The organism is Variovorax sp. Varisp53 (assembly GCF_059491555.1).
In genome coordinates, this window is sequence record NZ_CP168512.1 from 4,278,410 (window position 1) to 4,293,769 (window position 15,360).

The following is a 15,360-nucleotide window of genomic DNA, read 5'->3' on the forward strand; positions in this document are numbered from 1 at the left end:
CCAGCGACAGGAGAAACACATGAACCGCGATGAAGTGATCAAGGCAGGTCAGCTCGAAATTCGCTATCTGGTCGATGGCACCGCGACAGGGAGCATGGGGGTGTTCGAACTCACCCTGCCGCCGGGCGCCAACGTGCCGCCACCGCACAGCCATCGGGACAACGAGGAGTTCTTCTATGTCGTGGAAGGCGCGGTCACCTATTCGGTCGATGCCGAAACGCGCGAGCTGACACCCGGCGAATGGATGTCGACGCCGCGCGGCTCGGTGCACGGCTTTCGCAATGTCGGATCGCAGACGGCGCGCGCGATCGTCGTGCTCACGCCGGACATCGGCGCGCAGTACTTTCGCGAGGTCGCGGCCGTGGTCAATGCGGGCGGACCGCCCGACAAGGCGAAGCTGGTCGCGGTGATGTCGCGCTACGGGCTGACGCCGGCGCTGCCCGCGCAGCCTGCTGCGTAGGTCCGACAAAACCTTCTGACGCGCGCGCGGCCCTCCTGTCAGTACCTGAAGGTAATGCCGGCCTTCACGCCGTTGTTGGCCTTGCCGTCCGACTGAACACCGCCCGAGAGCGACAGATTGCCGCCGGTGCTCGCACCCAGCGAGTAGGTGGGCCGTGGCGTGGAGGTGTCGGTGCCGATGTAGGTGCCGCTGCCGTCCGGCCGCAGCACGCCGAAACTCGCCCCCTTGACGGTGGCCGAGGTTTCGGTCGGGTTCACGTTGGGGGCCACGTAGACGGTGCCCTTCTCATCGCTGTCGACGGGCACCTTGACGGGCTCGGCCTGCACCGCTGCGGCGGCAGCGACCAGCACCAGGGTTGTCGCAAGAATCAATTGACGCATCGCCGACATGCTAGGCGGGTGGCAGGCGGTCCGCGTAGGACAAAAGGAGATTCAGGGTTCGGGCCCTGACATGAGAACTTGCGTACTCACAAGTTGAAGTGATGGCAAGCGCATGAATCCCGCTCTACGATGCAGTGTCCGAAACCAGACAGGAAATCGCCCATGCCCGCCAACGAAGTCGTCATGCCCGAGCAGCTCCTGAGCGCACTCGAAGCCCAGAGCCGCACGCCGATCGCACGGATCGGCGAAGCGCTGATTTCGCTGGGCATGATCACCGAGGATCAGCTTCGCTCGGGGCTGGCGCGGCAACAGCTCGAGCCCACGGTGCCGCTGGGCCAGATGCTGGTGCGCATGGGCATCGTCAGCAAGGGCCAGCTCCAGACCGCGCTGGTGCGCAAGATGGGCTATCCCCTCGTCAACCTGCACCTGTTCCCTGCGGCGGCCGACGCGTTGCGCAAGTTGCCGTACGCAGTGGCCCAGCGCCTGCAGGTCATGCCGCTGAAGCTGCACGAGGGGCGCCTCGTGGTTGCGATCGACGACCCGACCAGCCGGCATTCGGCCCTGGACGAGGTGGAGTTCATCGCGCAGATGAAGGTCACCCCGGTCGTCGGGCAATGCATCGACCTCGACAACGTGCTGCACGCAGCCTACGAAAAAATCGGCGAGTCGACGACCCCCGCTCCCGGCGTCTTTTCGTCGAACCTCGATCCCAGCCGGCCCCTCGAATTCGACATGGCCGGCACCAGCGAACTGTTGCAGACGCTCGAGAAGGAAGGCCCCGCCGCGCCCGCCCCCGAGGCGCCCATCGAGCAGTCGGACAACTCCCTGGTGCGGATGATCAACAGCATGATCCTGGAGGCGCACCGAGACGGAGCGTCGGACATCCACATCGAAAGCTATCCCGGCCAGGAAAAGACCCGCATCCGCTTTCGCCGCGACGGCCTGCTCTACACCTACCTGGAGCTGCCGCCAAGCTACCGCAACGCCATCGTCGCGCGCGTGAAGATCATGTGCGACCTGGACATCAGCGAAAAGCGCAACCCGCAGGACGGCAAGATCAACTTCGCCAAGTACTCGCCGCAGCACCGCATCGAACTGCGCGTGGCGACCATCCCTACCAACAACGGCCTCGAAGACGTGGTGATGCGCATCCTGGCGTCGGCCAGGCCCATTCCCATGGACAAGCTGGGCCTCTCGCCGAACAACCTCGCGGAGTTGACCAAGGCCGTCGAGCGCCCCTACGGCATGGTGCTGTGCGTGGGCCCCACGGGCTCGGGCAAGACCACCACGCTGCACTCGGCGCTGATGCACATCAACACGCCGGAGCGAAAGATCTGGACCGCCGAAGACCCGATCGAAATCACGCAGACCGGGCTGCGCCAGGTGCAGATCAACCCGCGCATCGAGTGGACCTTTGCAAAGGCGCTGCGGGCCTTCGTGCGCGCCGATCCGGACGTGATCATGGTCGGCGAGATCCGCGACGAGGAAACCGCGAAGACCGCCATCGAGGCTTCGCTGACCGGCCACCTCGTGCTGTCGACGCTGCACACCAACAGCGCACCAGAAACCGTGACCCGCCTGCTCGACATGGGCATGGACCCGTTCAACTTCGCGGACTCGCTGCTGGCCGTGCTGGCGCAGCGGCTGGTGCGCCGCCTTTGCACCCGCTGCACCAGCAGCACGCCCGCGAGCCCGGAGACGGTCGACGAACTGCTGAACGACTACATGCACGCATTCGGCACGCAGCAAAACGACGCGGTCCAGCGCAAGACGGTGCAGGACGACTGGATGCAGCGCTACGGCCGCGACGGCCACCTGCACAGCTACACCAGCACCGGGTGCAAGCATTGCGGCGACACCGGCTTCAAGGGGCGCGTGGGCATCCATGAGCTGATGACGATGTCCAGAACGCTGCGCCGCCAGGTGCAGACCGGCGCGCGTGCGGAAGAACTCCAGCAGACGGCGCTGCAGGAGGGCATGCGCACGCTGCGGCAGGACGGCATCGAGAAGGTGCTGGCCGGGCACACCACCATCGAGGAAGTGCGCGCGACCAGCAACGTGTGAGCGAGGCACGACGGTCCGGCGGCCCGAGCCTGCGAATGCCCCACCCCATGACCACGCGCCCGGCCCCGAACCTCGACGCTTCCGCGCTGGCGCTGATCGATGCCTGTGCGCGGGCCTCGCTCGAACTGCTGGGAGGCAACCTCACGCCGCATGGCATCCTGGCCGCCAGCCGTACTAAGGCCGCCGTGGCGCGGCGCTACACGCGCATCTTCGGCCGCGACGCCGCCATCTGCGTCATGGCCATGTGCGGCAGCGGCGTGCCCGCGCTGGAGCAAGGCGCCGTGGCCAGCCTCGACGCGCTCGCGTCGCAGCAGGCGGCCAACGGGCAGATTCCGAAGTACGTCGATCCCGAGGGCCAGGACGCCGACTTCTGGTACCTGGGCTGCATCGACGCCACCCTGTGGTGGCTCATCGCGGTGGACCACGTGCGCAGGCACGGCAGTGTGGGCGCCATGCACTGGCGCGCCGAAGTCGAACGCGCGATCCACTGGCTGCTCGCGCAGGAGCATCAGCACTTCCGCCTGCTGCAGCAGAACGAGGCCAGCGACTGGGCCGACATCATGCCGCGCTCGGGCTACGTGCTGTACACCAACGCGCTGTGGTTCGACGTGAAGCGCCGCTTCGCGCTCGAGCACGCCGAGGAAACGCGGCACCATTTCAATCACCTGTTCAATCCGTTCCAGCGCGACCTGCCCGAGTACCACCGCGCTAGGCTGCTGCGGCACTATGCGCGGCGCGGCCGGCGCGACCCGGGGCTGTACCTGAGCTTCGTCAATCTCGCGGTGGTCGGCGACGAAGGCGACGTGTTCGGCAACGTGCTGGCGATTCAGAGCGGACTGGCCGATGCGGCGATGGCGCAGCGCATCGTGCGGACCATCGACGCGGCGCATGCATCGCAGCCCTACCCGTTGCGCGTGGTGCTGCATCCGCTGTCTCAGCAGCATGAGCTGTGGCGGGCCTACATGGGGCGGCATCGACAGAACATCGTGCACCAGTACCACAACGGGGGAATCTGGCCGTTCGTCGGCGGGTTCTGGGTGATGGCGCTGGCGCGGCTGGGGCTGCAGCAGCAGGCGTGGACCGAGCTTGCGCGGCTGGCGCAAGCGAACGCGCAGGACGACTGGCGGTTCACGGAGTGGTTCCATGGGCGCACGCTCGCGCCGATGGGGATGGCGGGGCAGAGCTGGATTGCGGCCGCGTTTTTGCTGGCGCGGCGGGAGTTGCTGGGGTATGGGGTGGCCTGGTGAATGAGGGCGGCCGGCCCGTCAGGCCGCCGCCGGCCTCGACATCGCCCCGTCGCCCCTCAAGAAAGCCGCTCCCACACCTGCACCACCCCCACCAGATGCACGATGCCGAACCCCAGGCAGATCATCGAGCTCCATACCCAGAAGGCGGTCAACCGCCGCCGGGCGAACACGAACATCGCCGGTGCCACCAGGCCCCGCACCAGGTACACGGCCGTGATCGCGGGCAGCACGAACCCCAGCAGCGGCAGCGGCTGCAACACCCCGGCCCCTGACAACGCATAGGCCGCCCACCCCCCAGCACGCAGGCGATGCCCGCCGTGACGATGGGCGGATACAGATGCCCGGCCGCCGCGCCCGCCGCCATGCGTTCGCCCGCGCCGAAGAAGCGGTACCACGCCGGTCCGCCGAAGATGATGCAGATGTGCAGCAGCGCGGCAATGGCACTCGATGCGGCGCCGACGATCAAGGGAATGTTGTAGCTCACGAAGTCTCTCAAGGAAGATGCTTGCGGTCGCGCACGGTTTCGCGCGTCGGGCCGAAAGCGCCGAAGCGCACGGGCAAGCCGCTCGTTGCCTCGGCGTACGCCACCCATGCATGCGGGCTTGCGACGGCGTGCGGCTCATAGATCGGCTCGGCGCCTTGCAGCAGTCGGGTCAATGCATGCTGATGGTCGAGATCGCGCACGCCGCCGAGCGGTAGCGACGCGAGGCGGCCCGCCTCCGCCGTGCGGTAACCGGCGCACCAGCGCAGCCCCGCGCCTTCGACCGCATCGAGGTGGCTCACCACCAGCCCGTCGAGCGTGCCTGCCGCATCCAGCGCGTACCGCAGCAGCACCGCATCGGGGTGGCCCCTGCGGAACACGCCCTGCCAGCCTTCGTCCGCGTTGTGCGGCTCGCGCAACCGCGCGTCGAGCGCCCGGTCGTGCGTGGGCAGCGGTCCCGGGCCATGGCGCGTGAGATAGCTGCGCAGCACGCCGAGGTGCTGCACGGGTGCGTCGATGCCCACGTCGCGCAGCACGGCCTCGACCGCCGCCGTGGAGATGGTGCTCCACGTGGTGTGCGGATGGAACCCGCGCCACTCGTCGAGCAGCACGCCCTGCGCGCCCTCGAAGACCACGGCGCCGGGCAGCGCAAGACGCTCGGCGATGCGGTCCGCCCCCGCAGGCGGTGACTGCGCCAGGCACGGCGCGGCGGCATCGAGCCAGCGCTGTGCAAGCGAGTCGTCATGGAGCATCGCGAGTTCCTGCGCTGCATCGGCATGCGCGGAGGCCGCGTTCGTGGCGAACTCACGCAGCAGCGCGGTGCGCGACGCTTCCAGCTTGTCGAGCGCGCGGACGGGGTGCAGCAGATCGCCGTAGTGCAGAGCTTCATCAGGCGCGGCGAGTGCATGCCGCACGGTTTCGCCAACGCCTACACCGCAGCTGCCGTGCGCCCCCTCCCCCGCGTCCATTCGCGCAAACGGCCTGCCGCCTGATGGAAGGGCGTGGTCACGCGGCAGCGCGCATCGATCAGCAGGCGCGAGAACGCATCTTCCACGCCCACCCGCCGCAATGCCGCTTCCTCGACGCGCAGCGCCGTCGGATGCACCACCACCGGACTCGCAAGCACGGTGCCCACGCCCGCATGAAAACTGCCGGCGCCGAACTGAGAAAAGGTGTGATGTCGCCCATCCGCCAGCACCACGTTGTGCCCGGCCTGCGCGCCGCCGTTGAAGCGAACGACAGTGTGGGCCTGCAGCGCGCCGCACAGGTGGTCGGTGAAGAGCCCCTTGCCGCAGTCCCCGAAGCCGAGGCCGAGCAGCGAGACGTAGCGCGTGGCCGCCGCTGCGGTGCTGGAGCTCACTCGGTCATCAGCCGAAGAGCCGCTTCCACCACGAGGAGCGCGGGCCTGCCGCGCCCATGGCCACGGCCGGCGGCGCGCGGCGCGGCGCAGTCGGATCGAGCAGCGCGGCATAGCCCTCGAGCGCGTGCATCACGCCACCCACGCGTTCCCTTGCCATGCCGGTGCCGCCCATCACGCCGGCCAGCGCGTCGAGGCTGGGCACGGCTTTTTCGGTGAGGGCGACGATGCCGGCGGCCACGGCGCAGGCGTCGTCCGGCGAATCCATGCAGATGACGTGATCGCCCAGCAGTTCGCGCCAGCGCGGCTCGCAGCGGCGGCGACGCTGGGCATCGGGAATCAGGAAGAACAGGTTCGTCGTTTCGGCCGCGGCGGCGATGACCTCCTCGATGGGAATGTCCTCGTCGAGCTTCTCGCCGATGAGGCCTTCGATCTGGTGGCGCGAGACGGCGGGGTACGGCAGTTCGTCGCCGGTGACGAACAGGTAGCCGCGCTTCTTGCGCTTGACCCAGCAGTCCATGTCGGTGTGCTGGGCCATGACGTAGAAGGCGAGCTCGTAGCTCTCTTCGCCCGAGCCGCCGCCACCGCCTTCGAGATAGCTCCAGGTGAGCCACTGGTCCATGAGATTGGCGGTCGATTCGAACTGGCCGACCTGCAGCGGCGCGTGGTCGGAGGTGGCATCGCCGATGGCCATGAACATGAGCTGCGGGTCTGCCACGCCGCAGTCGGTCAGCAGCTTCATGAACGTGGGCAGCTCCTTGCGCGCCAGCGTCTGCGGAATATCGCCCATGGAGCCAGTGACATCGAGCGCGAAGACGATGCCCAGCGAGTTCGGATGATCGGCGTTGTCGCGCGACTCGCGCACCTTCAGCCCTTGCGGGTTCATCAGCGGATGGGTGGAGCGCTGGGTGAAGACCTCGGCGCCCGGCTTGGTGGCACGGTCGGCGATGAGTGCCGTGTGGGCGGCATGCGAGTAGTTTCCGTAGCCCATGAAGTGACTCCTAGCTTGGTGCGTATGTGCGGTTCAGGCGCCGGTGCGGTGCGTCGGCGCGGGATCGAAATGAACGAACTGCGGCGCGCCGAAGGCTTCGCGCGACGCGGTGGAGAGCGCTTGCTCGATGCCCTGCGCGCCAAGGCGCTGGCAGGCGGCACTGTCTTCACTGCACTGGCGCAGCAAGGCCACGAGCGGCGCAGGTGTGTGAGCGCCGAAACCTGGCTCGCCGGCCGCACCGCCGTGCAGCACGGCGCGCACGGTCCAGGCGGCTTGCATCAGGTCGCGTGCGGCGGCGGCATTGTGGGCCGCGCCGCTCGCATGTTGCGCGCGCGACCAGCCGATGACGAGCACACCATGGTCGCGCGGATGCACGAGCGCATGCGCGGGCGACAGGTCGCGGTGCGTCCAGCCGGCACCGTGCACGAAGGCCAGCACTTCGAGCATGCGGCGCCAGATCCACACGGCGTGGCGCGGATCGATGCCTTGGGCGTTGGCCTGCTGCACGTCTTGCAGGCTGCCCCAGAAGCCTGCCGGGTGGCGCAGCACCAGCGCCTGGCGGGCACCGTCGCCCAGGCCTTCGGCAATGCCCAGGCCCAGCGGCTGCGGCAGGCGGCGGGTGAAATAGGCAGCGCCCGGCACCGGCAGGTCTTGCAGCGACTGGAGCACCGCGCCTTCGCGCACCAGCACGCTGTTGGCGGCGCTGTCTCGCGCGAGCTTGAGCGTGACGCGCTCGGGCAGTGCACCGAGGCGTTCGGCGAACAGCACTTCGCTGTGCTCCCCGGTGGCCAGCGGTGCGAGCACGCGGTAGCGTGCGCCGCGCCATGTGAGGATGCGGCCGCCGGGCACGTCGGCATTGGCCCGGCGCAGCGCGGCGCGGAAGCTCTCGCGCTCGACGGTTTCCGTGCCTCGGGTGACGGTGGTGCCGCAGTAGCTGCAGTTGACGGTGCGCCAGCGGGCAGCGCGCGGCAACGGCGCGGAGCATTGGGGGCAGCTGAGAGCCAGCAAAGACAGCATGGCCGGCCCCCGCCTCAATCTTCCTTGGGCGGCGCCGTCGGGTCGGGCGACGCCAGCACCCGGTCGATGCGGCGGCCTTCGAGCGCGACGATATCGAAGCACCAGCCGGCGCAGTCGATGCGCTCGCCCACCTCGGGCAGGTGGCCCGACACGGACATCAGCAAACCGGCGACGGTGTTGTAGCGCCCGCGCTCTTCATCGGGCAATTCGCGGATGCCCAGGCGTGCGCGCAGCTCCGACACGGGCATGAGGCCGTCGAGCTCCCACACGCCGTCGGCCCGCTCGCGCGCCCAGGCGTCGGTCTGCATGCCGGGCTGCAGTTCGCCGGTGATGGCTTCGAGCAGGTCGCGCGGGGTCATGAGGCCCTGCACCACGCCGTACTCGTCGACCACGAACACGAGGCGGCCGGCGCGGGCGCGGAACTGCTCCAGCAGCTCCATGCCGGTGAGGGTCTCGGGCACGAACACGGCGGGCGTCGCCTCCTGGCCCAGCACGCCGCGATGCGCCGAGCCCAGGCGCAGCAGTTGCGCCACGCTGACGACGCCGACCACGTCGTCGAGCGAGTTGCGGCACACGGGGTACCAGGAATGAACGAGGTTGAGCTCGGCCGCGTCGGCAACCTGCTGCAGCGCCTGCTCCACGGTGAACGAAGCATCGAGCCATTCGATGTCGGCGCGCGGGATCATCAGCGACGACAGGCGCCTGTCGTCGAGGTGGAACACATTGCGCACCATCTGGTGCTCGTGCTGTTCGATGACGCCGGCGTCCACGCCTTCTTCGAGGCTGGCCGAGATTTCTTCCTCGGTGACAGAACGGGCCGCGTTGGCGTCGATGCGCAGCACCTTCAGCATGGTGGCCGTGGCGCCCGCCAGCAGCCACACGAAAGGCTTGGCGCCCTTGGCCAGCCCGCGCATGGGGCGCGACACCCATCGCGCCACCGGCTCGGGGTAGAGCTGGCCGATGCGCTTGGGCACCAGCTCGCCGAAGATGATGGTGAAGAAGGTGATGCAGGTGACAACCACCGCGGTGGACGCGACGCTGGCGGTGCCGCGTCCCATGCCGACGCCTTCCATCCAGACCGCGAGCGGCTCGGCAAAGGCGGCTTCGCCGACGATGCCGCTGAGCATGCCGATGGAGGTGATGCCGATCTGCACCGTCGAGAGGAATTGCGTGGGCGACTCCATCAGCTTCAGCGCGGCCACCGCGCCGGTGTCTCCCGTTTCGGCCAGTGCCGCGAGGCGTGCGCGCCGGCTGGTGGAAAGGGCCATTTCGGACATTGCGAACAACGCGTTGAGCGTGGTCAGCAAGGCCAGGAGGAAGACATCCATGAACTGAGGGAGAGAATGAGGGAATGTCACTTTACTTGATTGGCGACCTGCAAGGCTGCGACGCCCCCCTCGGCCGGCTGCTGCAGAAGATCGATTTCTCCCCCAGCCGCGACACCATCGTGCTGCTGGGCGATCTGGTCAACCGGGGCCCCGATTCACTCGCGGTGCTGCGCCGCGTGCAGGGCTACGGCGCCTCGGCGATGAGCCTGCTCGGCAACCACGACCTGCACCTGCTGGGCGTGGCGCACGGCGCACGCAAGGCCGGCCGCAAGGACACGCTGGCCCAAGTGCTGGCCGCGCCCGACAGCGAGGCGCTGCTCGAATGGGTGCGCCGCCAGCACATGGCGCTGCACATGCGCATTGGCGACGGCGACCTGCTGATGCTGCATGCGGGCGTGCTGCCGCAGTGGACGGTGGGCGACACGCTGGCGCTGGCGTCCGAGGTCGAGTCGGTGCTGCGCGGGCCGGCGCTGGGCGAGTTCCTGATGTCGATGTACGGCAACGAGCCGGCGCAATGGCACGACACGCTCACGGGCAGCGCTCGGCTGCGCGCCATCGTCAATGCGCTGACGCGGTTGCGCTTCTGCACACCTGAAGGCGTGATGGAGTTCGAGGCCAAAGACAGCGCGGCCGCCCCGCCCGCAGGCTACATGCCGTGGTTCGACGTGCCCGGGCGCAAGACGGCCAAGGCCACGATCGCCTGCGGCCACTGGTCGACGCTGGGCTGGCTGTCGCGGCCCGACCTGCTCTCGATCGACACCGGCTGCGTGTGGGGCGGCTGCCTGAGCGCGGTGCGCATCGGCGCGACGCTGGACGAGCGCGAGCTGATCCAGGTCGATTGCGAGCAGTCGCAGAAGCCGGGCAAATAACTGGCAGGGCCGTCAGGCGGAAGCCAGCCGGAACTTGTCGAGCGACATGCGCTGCCGCCCCTGCGCGTCGAAGTTGCCGGGCGCCAGCCAGCGCTCGAACGCGGTGCGCAACGCGGGCCACTCGCTGTCGATGATCGAGAACCACGCGGTGTCGCGGCCCCGGCCCTTGTAGATCACCGCCTGGCGGAACAGTCCCTCGTACTTGAAGCCCAGCCGCAGCGCCGCGCGCTTCGATGGCTCGTTGAAGTTGTCGCACTTCCACTCGTAGCGGCGGTAGCCGAGTTCGTCGAAGGCGAGCTTCATCAGCAGGTACTGCGCTTCGGTGGACATCGGCGTGTTCTTGAGCAGCGGCGAGAAATTGACGGTGCCCACTTCGATAGCCCCGTTGGCCGGGTCGATGCGCATCAGCGCCAGCGAGCCCACGGCGCGGCCGCTTTGCCTGTCGATGACGGCGAAGTGCAGCGGGTCGGTGCTCTTCGCGATGCGCTCGATGTAGGCGCGGGTGCCTTCCGCTTCGGCGGGGCGCTCGATGCCGAGGTAGGTCCAGTCGCGCCCATCGGGGGCCTGCGCGTAGGCGGCGTGCAGATCGTTGGCGTGCTTCGAGGCATCGATCGGTTCGAGCCTGCAGAAACGGCCTTCGACCAGGCGGCGCGGCGGCTGGGCGCGCGGCGTCCATTCGGGAAGATCGGGACCGATGGACTGGCCGAACTCGTTTTGGCGGGCGGACATGGGTGAAGGCACTTTCATTGGATGAAGAGGTGAACGGCTGGGCCGAAGACCGCTAAAGTACCCCCAACGTGGCGCCACGGAAAGTGCCATGAAAGAGAAATTTCATGGTGCCACGATCTACCCGCCCTTCTCTCTCGTCCGCTCTGCTCGACTCCCCGCTCTCGCGCGAACCCGAGGCCGGCCCGATGCAACGCCAGTTGCACGACCGGCTCACGAGCGCCATCCTCGATGGCAGCCTCGCGCCCGGCAGCCACCTGCCGGGTTCGCGCGCCTTGGCCGAGGCGCTGGGTATCTCGCGCAACACGGTCACCGCGACTTACGAGCATCTGGCAGCCGAAGGCTATGTGCGGCCCGACCGGCAGGGCACGCGCGTGACCGAGCTTTCGTCGCCGGCGCCATCGAAACGCGAGCGTGAGCGATCAGCCGGGCCGCCCGGCGAGCCGGCCACCGCGCAGCGGCTCGCGAAGATCGCGCCGAGCTTTTCGCGCGCCGACACGGGCGCCGCGCTGCGCCCCGGCGTACCCGCGCTGTCGCACTTTCCGCTGGCCGCATGGCGGCGCTCGCTCGACCGCGCGATCCGCCTCGGCGGCTCCCTGGCACTGGGCTACGGCGACCCGCTGGGCGAACCGCCGCTGCGCGCGGCCATCGCGCGGCACCTATCGGTGGCGCGCGGCGTGCGCTGCGAGCCGCAACAGGTCGTCGTCGCCGAAGGCGCGCAGGAGGCCATCTCGCTGTGCGTGCGGCTGCTGGCCAACCCGGGCGAGACCGGTTGGGTCGAAGACCCTGGCTACCGCGGCGTGAAGGCCGCCATGCATGCGGGCGACCTGCGCATCGTGCCGGTGCGGGTCGACGCCGAAGGCCTGTGCGTGAACGAGCGCGACTGGCAAAAGCACCCGCCCCGGCTGATCTACACCACGCCCTCGCACCAGTACCCGGGCGGCTCGGTGCTGAGCATCGCGCGCAGGCTCGCGCTGATCGCGCAAGCCCGCCAGCACGGCGCGTGGATCATCGAGGACGACTACGACAGCGAGTTCCGCCACACGGGCGAGCCCATCGGCGCGATGCAGGGGCTGGTGGACGACGCGCCCGTGCTCTACGTCGGCACCTTCAGCAAGACGATGTTTCCGTCGCTGCGGCTGGGCTTTCTCGTGCTGCCCGCGCAGCTGCTGCCGGCCGTGCAGGCACCGCTGAAAGAAATGCTGCGCGGCGGGCATCGCTACGAGCAGCTGGCCATGGCCGACTTCATCGAGAGCGGGCAGTTCAGCCGGCACCTTGGCCGCATGCGGCGGCTGTACCGCGGCCGGCAGCAGGCGCTGCGGCTCGCGCTGAACAGGCATTTCAAGGTGCCGCACGAAATCGACGGCGGCTACTGCGGGCTGCATCTGACGGTGCGGTTGCCCGCGCGCATCGATGACCGCCGGATCGCGGCCGAGGCGCTGCGACATGGCATCGCGCCGTTTCCGCTGTCGGGGTTTGCAATGCGGCCGACGCCATCGGACAACGGGTTGGTACTGGGCTACGGGAACACGCCCATGGAGCTGATCGAGCCGCTGGTCAAACGCTTGTCACAGTTCGCGCGCGCAGCTGCATCGCAGGATTAGCCAGCATCACACGGCTCAAGAGTCCTTTCGTTTAAACAAAGAAGGGGCTCGGAGACCATTGACTACATCCGTCGTAAGCAAGCGTTGATTTGGCATGTCAACTTGTTGGCATACCTGCCACAAGAATCCCTACGCCAAAAGGCAAAACCTGCGCGTTGCCGAACATTGGAATCACATAATTGCAATCGCTTGAAGCGTCCTGTCGCAGTGCACGACGACGCATCGAGAGCTGGCCATTCGCTCTCACAGGCAAGCAGCAATCAATAACGACAGCAGGGAGAGTGCGTGACTCACGCCATTGCGACAACATTCGTCGCGTCCCCGGTGATCTTGCCGATCCCGTGGGGGCGCCATCCGTGAACCGACGCGTCACGATCCAGACGCCCTTGGGCACAGCACTGCAATTTCGCCGCCTCGTCGGTCGAGAGACGCTCAGCCAGGCTTACGTCTTTGAAGTCGATCTGCTGGGCAACAGCAACGCCATCGATCCCAAGACCCTGCTGGGCAAGGCCGCCACCGTCGCGATGAAAACCGAGAGCGGCGCCCTGCGCTACCTTGCCGGCATCGTCACGCGCTTCGGTCTTTCGCAGGAAGATGCGCGACAGTCGTTCTACAAGATGCGGTTGCGCCCATGGCTATGGCTCGCCACCCGCCGAAGCGACTTCCGCATCTTCCAGGACCAGACCGTTCCGGACATCCTGAGCGCTGTGCTCAGCCGCTACGGCTATCCCCTCGAACAGAAGCTCAGCCGCAGTTACCGCACCTGGAACTACTGCGTTCAATACCACGAGAGCGACTTCGATTTTGTCTCGCGCCTGTGCGAGCACGAAGGCATCTACTACTACTTCCGGCACGAGGCCGAGCAGCACGTGCTGGTCTTTGCCGACGACATCGCCTGCTCACACGGCCCCTTGCCCAGCGGCGAGACGGTGCGCTACCACCCCCACGAAAACTCGGGCATGACGGGAGGCCTGGAGCCCAGCGAGCGCATTCATGCATGGGAGCAGGCTGAAGAGATTCGCTCCGGCCACCACTACACCGACGACTACGACTTCGAAAAGCCGAGGGCCGACCTGGCGAGCCGCCAGCAAATGCCGCCCGGCCATGACCACGACAGCCACGAAGCCTACGAGTGGCCGGGTGGTTTCATTCAGCACGGCGACGGCGAGGACTACGCGCGCCTCCGCACGGAGGAACAACTGAGCGAGCGCAGCCGGGCCAGGGGCCGCTCCAACCTGCGCGAACTGGCGCCGGGCTACACCTTCCGCCTCGCCGGCCACCCGCGCGACGACCAGAACCGGCAGTACCTGCTGCTCGGTGTCGGCTATCACCTGCAAGAGACCATCCAGGCCAGTGAAGGACAAAACGGCGCCGAGGGCTCCGTGCAGCGCTTCACCTTCGATGCACAGCCCGCGAGCTTCGCCTGGCGCCCGCGGCGCACGACACCCAAGCCGCGCACGCAAGGCCCGCAGACCGCCGTCGTGGTGGGACCGGCCGGCGAAGAAATCTGGACCGACCGGTACGGCCGCATCAAGGTCCAGTTCCACTGGGACCGCATCGGCGAGGACAACGAGCACTCCAGCTGTTGGGTGCGCGTGTCGACGGCCTGGGCTGGTTCGACCTTCGGCATGGCGGCGCTACCGCGCATCGGGCAGGAGGTCATCATCGACTTCCTCAATGGCGATCCGGACTGCCCCATCGTCACCGGCCGTGTGCACAACGCCGACGAGATGCCGGCCTGGCAGCTGCCCGATCAGAAGCACCTTTCGGGCATCCGCAGCCGGGAACTGGGCGGCGGGCGCAGCAACCATCTCGCACTCGATGATTCGAGCGGCAAGGTCCAGGCCCAGCTCAAGAGCGACCATCAAAGCTCCAGCCTGAGCCTGGGGTACATCGCGCGCATCGAGGACGTGGCAGGCCGCAAGGACGACCGGGGCCAGGGCTTCGAACTGCGCACCGACGGGCATGGTGCGGTGCGGGCCGCGAACGGCCTGCTGCTGAGCACCGAGGCACGCCACAACGCGCAGGCCCACGTTACCGACATGGGCGAGACGGTGGCGCGGCTTACGCAGGGGCGCGACCTGCACGAGGGATTGAGTCAGGCTGCGCAGGAGGCCAAGGCGCACCAGGCAGGCGACCAGGACGAGGTAGCCAAGGCGCTCAAGGAACAGAACGACGACATCAAGGGCCATGGCAGCGACCCGGCCCACGGCATCTTCCCCGAATTCCAGGAGCCGCACCTGACGCTGGCCAGCCCCGCGGGCATCCAGGCCACGGCCGCCGGCAGCACGCACATCGTGAGTGGCGAGCACACGGCCATCACCAGCGGCGCGCATGCCAGCATCGGCGCCGGCAAGAGCCTGCTGGTCAGTGCGAAGGAGGCCGTGCGCATGTTCGCCCACAAGGCGGGCATGAAACTCACCTCCGGCAGTTCCGACATCGACATCAGGGCGCTGAAGGCCAGCGTCAATGTGCTGGCCAAGATGAACATCAAGCTGGAGGCCAACCGCATCACGATCACCGCCAGGGACGAAGTGCTGATCAACGGCGGCTCGAGCTACACGCGCTGGAACGCGAATGGCATCGAGCACGGCACGATGGGCATCTGGCGCGAGCATGCGGCGAGCCACAGCCTGGTCGGGCCAGCCAGCCTGCCGGTCAAGCCGCACAGCGAATCGGACTGCAAGCTCAGGGAAAACGGCGCGGCCAACGAAGGCTCGGGCTCCTTGGCACGTTGACCCGATGACGCTTCCCGACAACACACCTTCGGACCCACGCTGCGTTGCGCTGGTCCGGCAACTGCGATCGGCATTCAACGCAGCAGCTCGAGTGTCCG

12 protein-coding genes and 1 pseudogene are annotated in these 15,360 nt (G+C 67.9%); 6 read left to right on the forward strand and 7 right to left on the reverse strand.

Annotation, left to right across the window (positions count from 1 at the left end; translation table 11 throughout):
* Positions 1-19: 19 nt before the first annotated feature.
* A complete protein-coding gene (locus ACEOAB_RS20005; protein WP_413749295.1) occupies positions 20-460 on the forward strand; it encodes a cupin domain-containing protein in 441 nt (146 codons plus the stop codon).
* A gap of 38 nt (positions 461-498) precedes the next feature.
* Here ACEOAB_RS20005 and ACEOAB_RS20010 read toward each other — a convergent pair whose 3' ends face one another.
* Positions 499-840 carry a hypothetical protein gene (locus ACEOAB_RS20010; protein ID WP_056590389.1) on the reverse strand — a complete coding sequence of 114 codons (342 nt, stop codon included), beginning with the start codon at positions 838-840 and terminating at the stop codon, positions 499-501.
* A gap of 162 nt (positions 841-1,002) precedes the next feature.
* On the opposite strand from ACEOAB_RS20010, the gene ACEOAB_RS20015 reads away from it, so the two are divergent.
* A complete protein-coding gene (locus ACEOAB_RS20015) occupies positions 1,003-2,904 on the forward strand; it encodes a GspE/PulE family protein (protein WP_413749294.1) in 1,902 nt (633 codons plus the stop codon).
* 47 nt (positions 2,905-2,951) lie between these two features.
* Positions 2,952-4,151, forward strand: a complete 1,200-nt coding sequence (locus tag ACEOAB_RS20020; RefSeq protein ID WP_495653064.1) for an amylo-alpha-1,6-glucosidase — start codon at positions 2,952-2,954, stop codon at positions 4,149-4,151.
* Between the two features lie 56 nt (positions 4,152-4,207).
* On the opposite strand, the gene ACEOAB_RS20025 is transcribed toward ACEOAB_RS20020, so the two are convergent.
* The 5 genes and pseudogenes from ACEOAB_RS20025 to ACEOAB_RS20045 form a co-directional block, all read right to left on the reverse strand.
* Positions 4,208-4,411: a hypothetical protein gene (locus ACEOAB_RS20025; RefSeq protein WP_495653065.1), complete on the reverse strand. Its 204-nt coding sequence runs from the start codon at positions 4,409-4,411 to the stop codon at positions 4,208-4,210.
* A 232-nt stretch (positions 4,412-4,643) separates the two neighbouring features.
* A pseudogene (locus tag ACEOAB_RS20030) lies at positions 4,644-6,103 on the reverse strand (adenylosuccinate synthetase).
* Positions 6,000-6,980 carry a VWA domain-containing protein gene (locus ACEOAB_RS20035; protein ID WP_413749290.1) on the reverse strand — a complete coding sequence of 327 codons (981 nt, stop codon included), beginning with the start codon at positions 6,978-6,980 and terminating at the stop codon, positions 6,000-6,002. The pseudogene ACEOAB_RS20030 and the gene ACEOAB_RS20035 overlap by 104 nt, the downstream one beginning before the upstream one ends.
* 33 nt (positions 6,981-7,013) lie before the next feature.
* On the reverse strand, positions 7,014-7,952 hold the full coding sequence (locus tag ACEOAB_RS20040; RefSeq protein WP_413749289.1) for a lipopolysaccharide kinase InaA family protein: 939 nt from the start codon (positions 7,950-7,952) through the stop codon (positions 7,014-7,016).
* Positions 7,953-8,011: 59 nt separating this feature from the next.
* Positions 8,012-9,325, reverse strand: coding sequence for a hemolysin family protein (locus tag ACEOAB_RS20045; RefSeq protein ID WP_413749288.1), 1,314 nt, complete (start codon positions 9,323-9,325; stop codon positions 8,012-8,014).
* A 23-nt stretch (positions 9,326-9,348) separates the two neighbouring features.
* Between ACEOAB_RS20045 and ACEOAB_RS20050 the strand changes: the two genes are divergently transcribed.
* Positions 9,349-10,194: a symmetrical bis(5'-nucleosyl)-tetraphosphatase gene (locus tag ACEOAB_RS20050; RefSeq protein WP_413749287.1), complete on the forward strand. Its 846-nt coding sequence runs from the start codon at positions 9,349-9,351 to the stop codon at positions 10,192-10,194.
* Positions 10,195-10,206: 12 nt separating this feature from the next.
* Here the strand turns inward: ACEOAB_RS20050 and ACEOAB_RS20055 are convergent, their stop codons facing one another.
* Positions 10,207-10,923 carry a GNAT family N-acetyltransferase gene (locus tag ACEOAB_RS20055; protein ID WP_413749286.1) on the reverse strand — a complete coding sequence of 239 codons (717 nt, stop codon included), beginning with the start codon at positions 10,921-10,923 and terminating at the stop codon, positions 10,207-10,209.
* Between the two features lie 104 nt (positions 10,924-11,027).
* Here ACEOAB_RS20055 and pdxR point away from each other — a divergent pair, with 104 nt between their 5' ends.
* Together pdxR and ACEOAB_RS20065 are read left to right on the forward strand one after the other, a co-directional pair.
* The gene (pdxR, locus tag ACEOAB_RS20060; protein ID WP_495653066.1) at positions 11,028-12,524 is read left to right on the forward strand and encodes a MocR-like pyridoxine biosynthesis transcription factor PdxR; all 1,497 of its coding nucleotides are present in this window, start codon (positions 11,028-11,030) and stop codon (positions 12,522-12,524) included.
* Between the two features lie 356 nt (positions 12,525-12,880).
* Positions 12,881-15,262 (forward strand): type VI secretion system Vgr family protein, encoded by a 2,382-nt coding sequence (locus ACEOAB_RS20065; protein WP_413750913.1) that lies wholly within the window; start codon positions 12,881-12,883, stop codon positions 15,260-15,262.
* Positions 15,263-15,360: the final 98 nt, after the last annotated feature.

What these genes read in the sequence shown, in the direction of transcription:
- ACEOAB_RS20055 (WP_413749286.1), bottom strand. Translation starts at nt 10,923, where the DNA reads ATGTCCGCCCGCCAAAACGAGTTCGGCCAGTCCATCGGTCCCGATCTT.
- ACEOAB_RS20045 (WP_413749288.1), bottom strand. Translation starts at nt 9,325, where the DNA reads ATGGATGTCTTCCTCCTGGCCTTGCTGACCACGCTCAACGCGTTGTTC.
- ACEOAB_RS20050 (WP_413749287.1), top strand. Translation starts at nt 9,349, where the DNA reads ATGTCACTTTACTTGATTGGCGACCTGCAAGGCTGCGACGCCCCCCTC.
- ACEOAB_RS20035 (WP_413749290.1), bottom strand. Translation starts at nt 6,980, where the DNA reads ATGGGCTACGGAAACTACTCGCATGCCGCCCACACGGCACTCATCGCC.
- ACEOAB_RS20015 (WP_413749294.1), top strand. Translation starts at nt 1,003, where the DNA reads ATGCCCGCCAACGAAGTCGTCATGCCCGAGCAGCTCCTGAGCGCACTC.
- ACEOAB_RS20020 (WP_495653064.1), top strand. Translation starts at nt 2,952, where the DNA reads ATGACCACGCGCCCGGCCCCGAACCTCGACGCTTCCGCGCTGGCGCTG.
- ACEOAB_RS20010 (WP_056590389.1), bottom strand. Translation starts at nt 840, where the DNA reads ATGCGTCAATTGATTCTTGCGACAACCCTGGTGCTGGTCGCTGCCGCC.
- pdxR (WP_495653066.1), top strand. Translation starts at nt 11,028, where the DNA reads ATGGTGCCACGATCTACCCGCCCTTCTCTCTCGTCCGCTCTGCTCGAC.
- ACEOAB_RS20005 (WP_413749295.1), top strand. Translation starts at nt 20, where the DNA reads ATGAACCGCGATGAAGTGATCAAGGCAGGTCAGCTCGAAATTCGCTAT.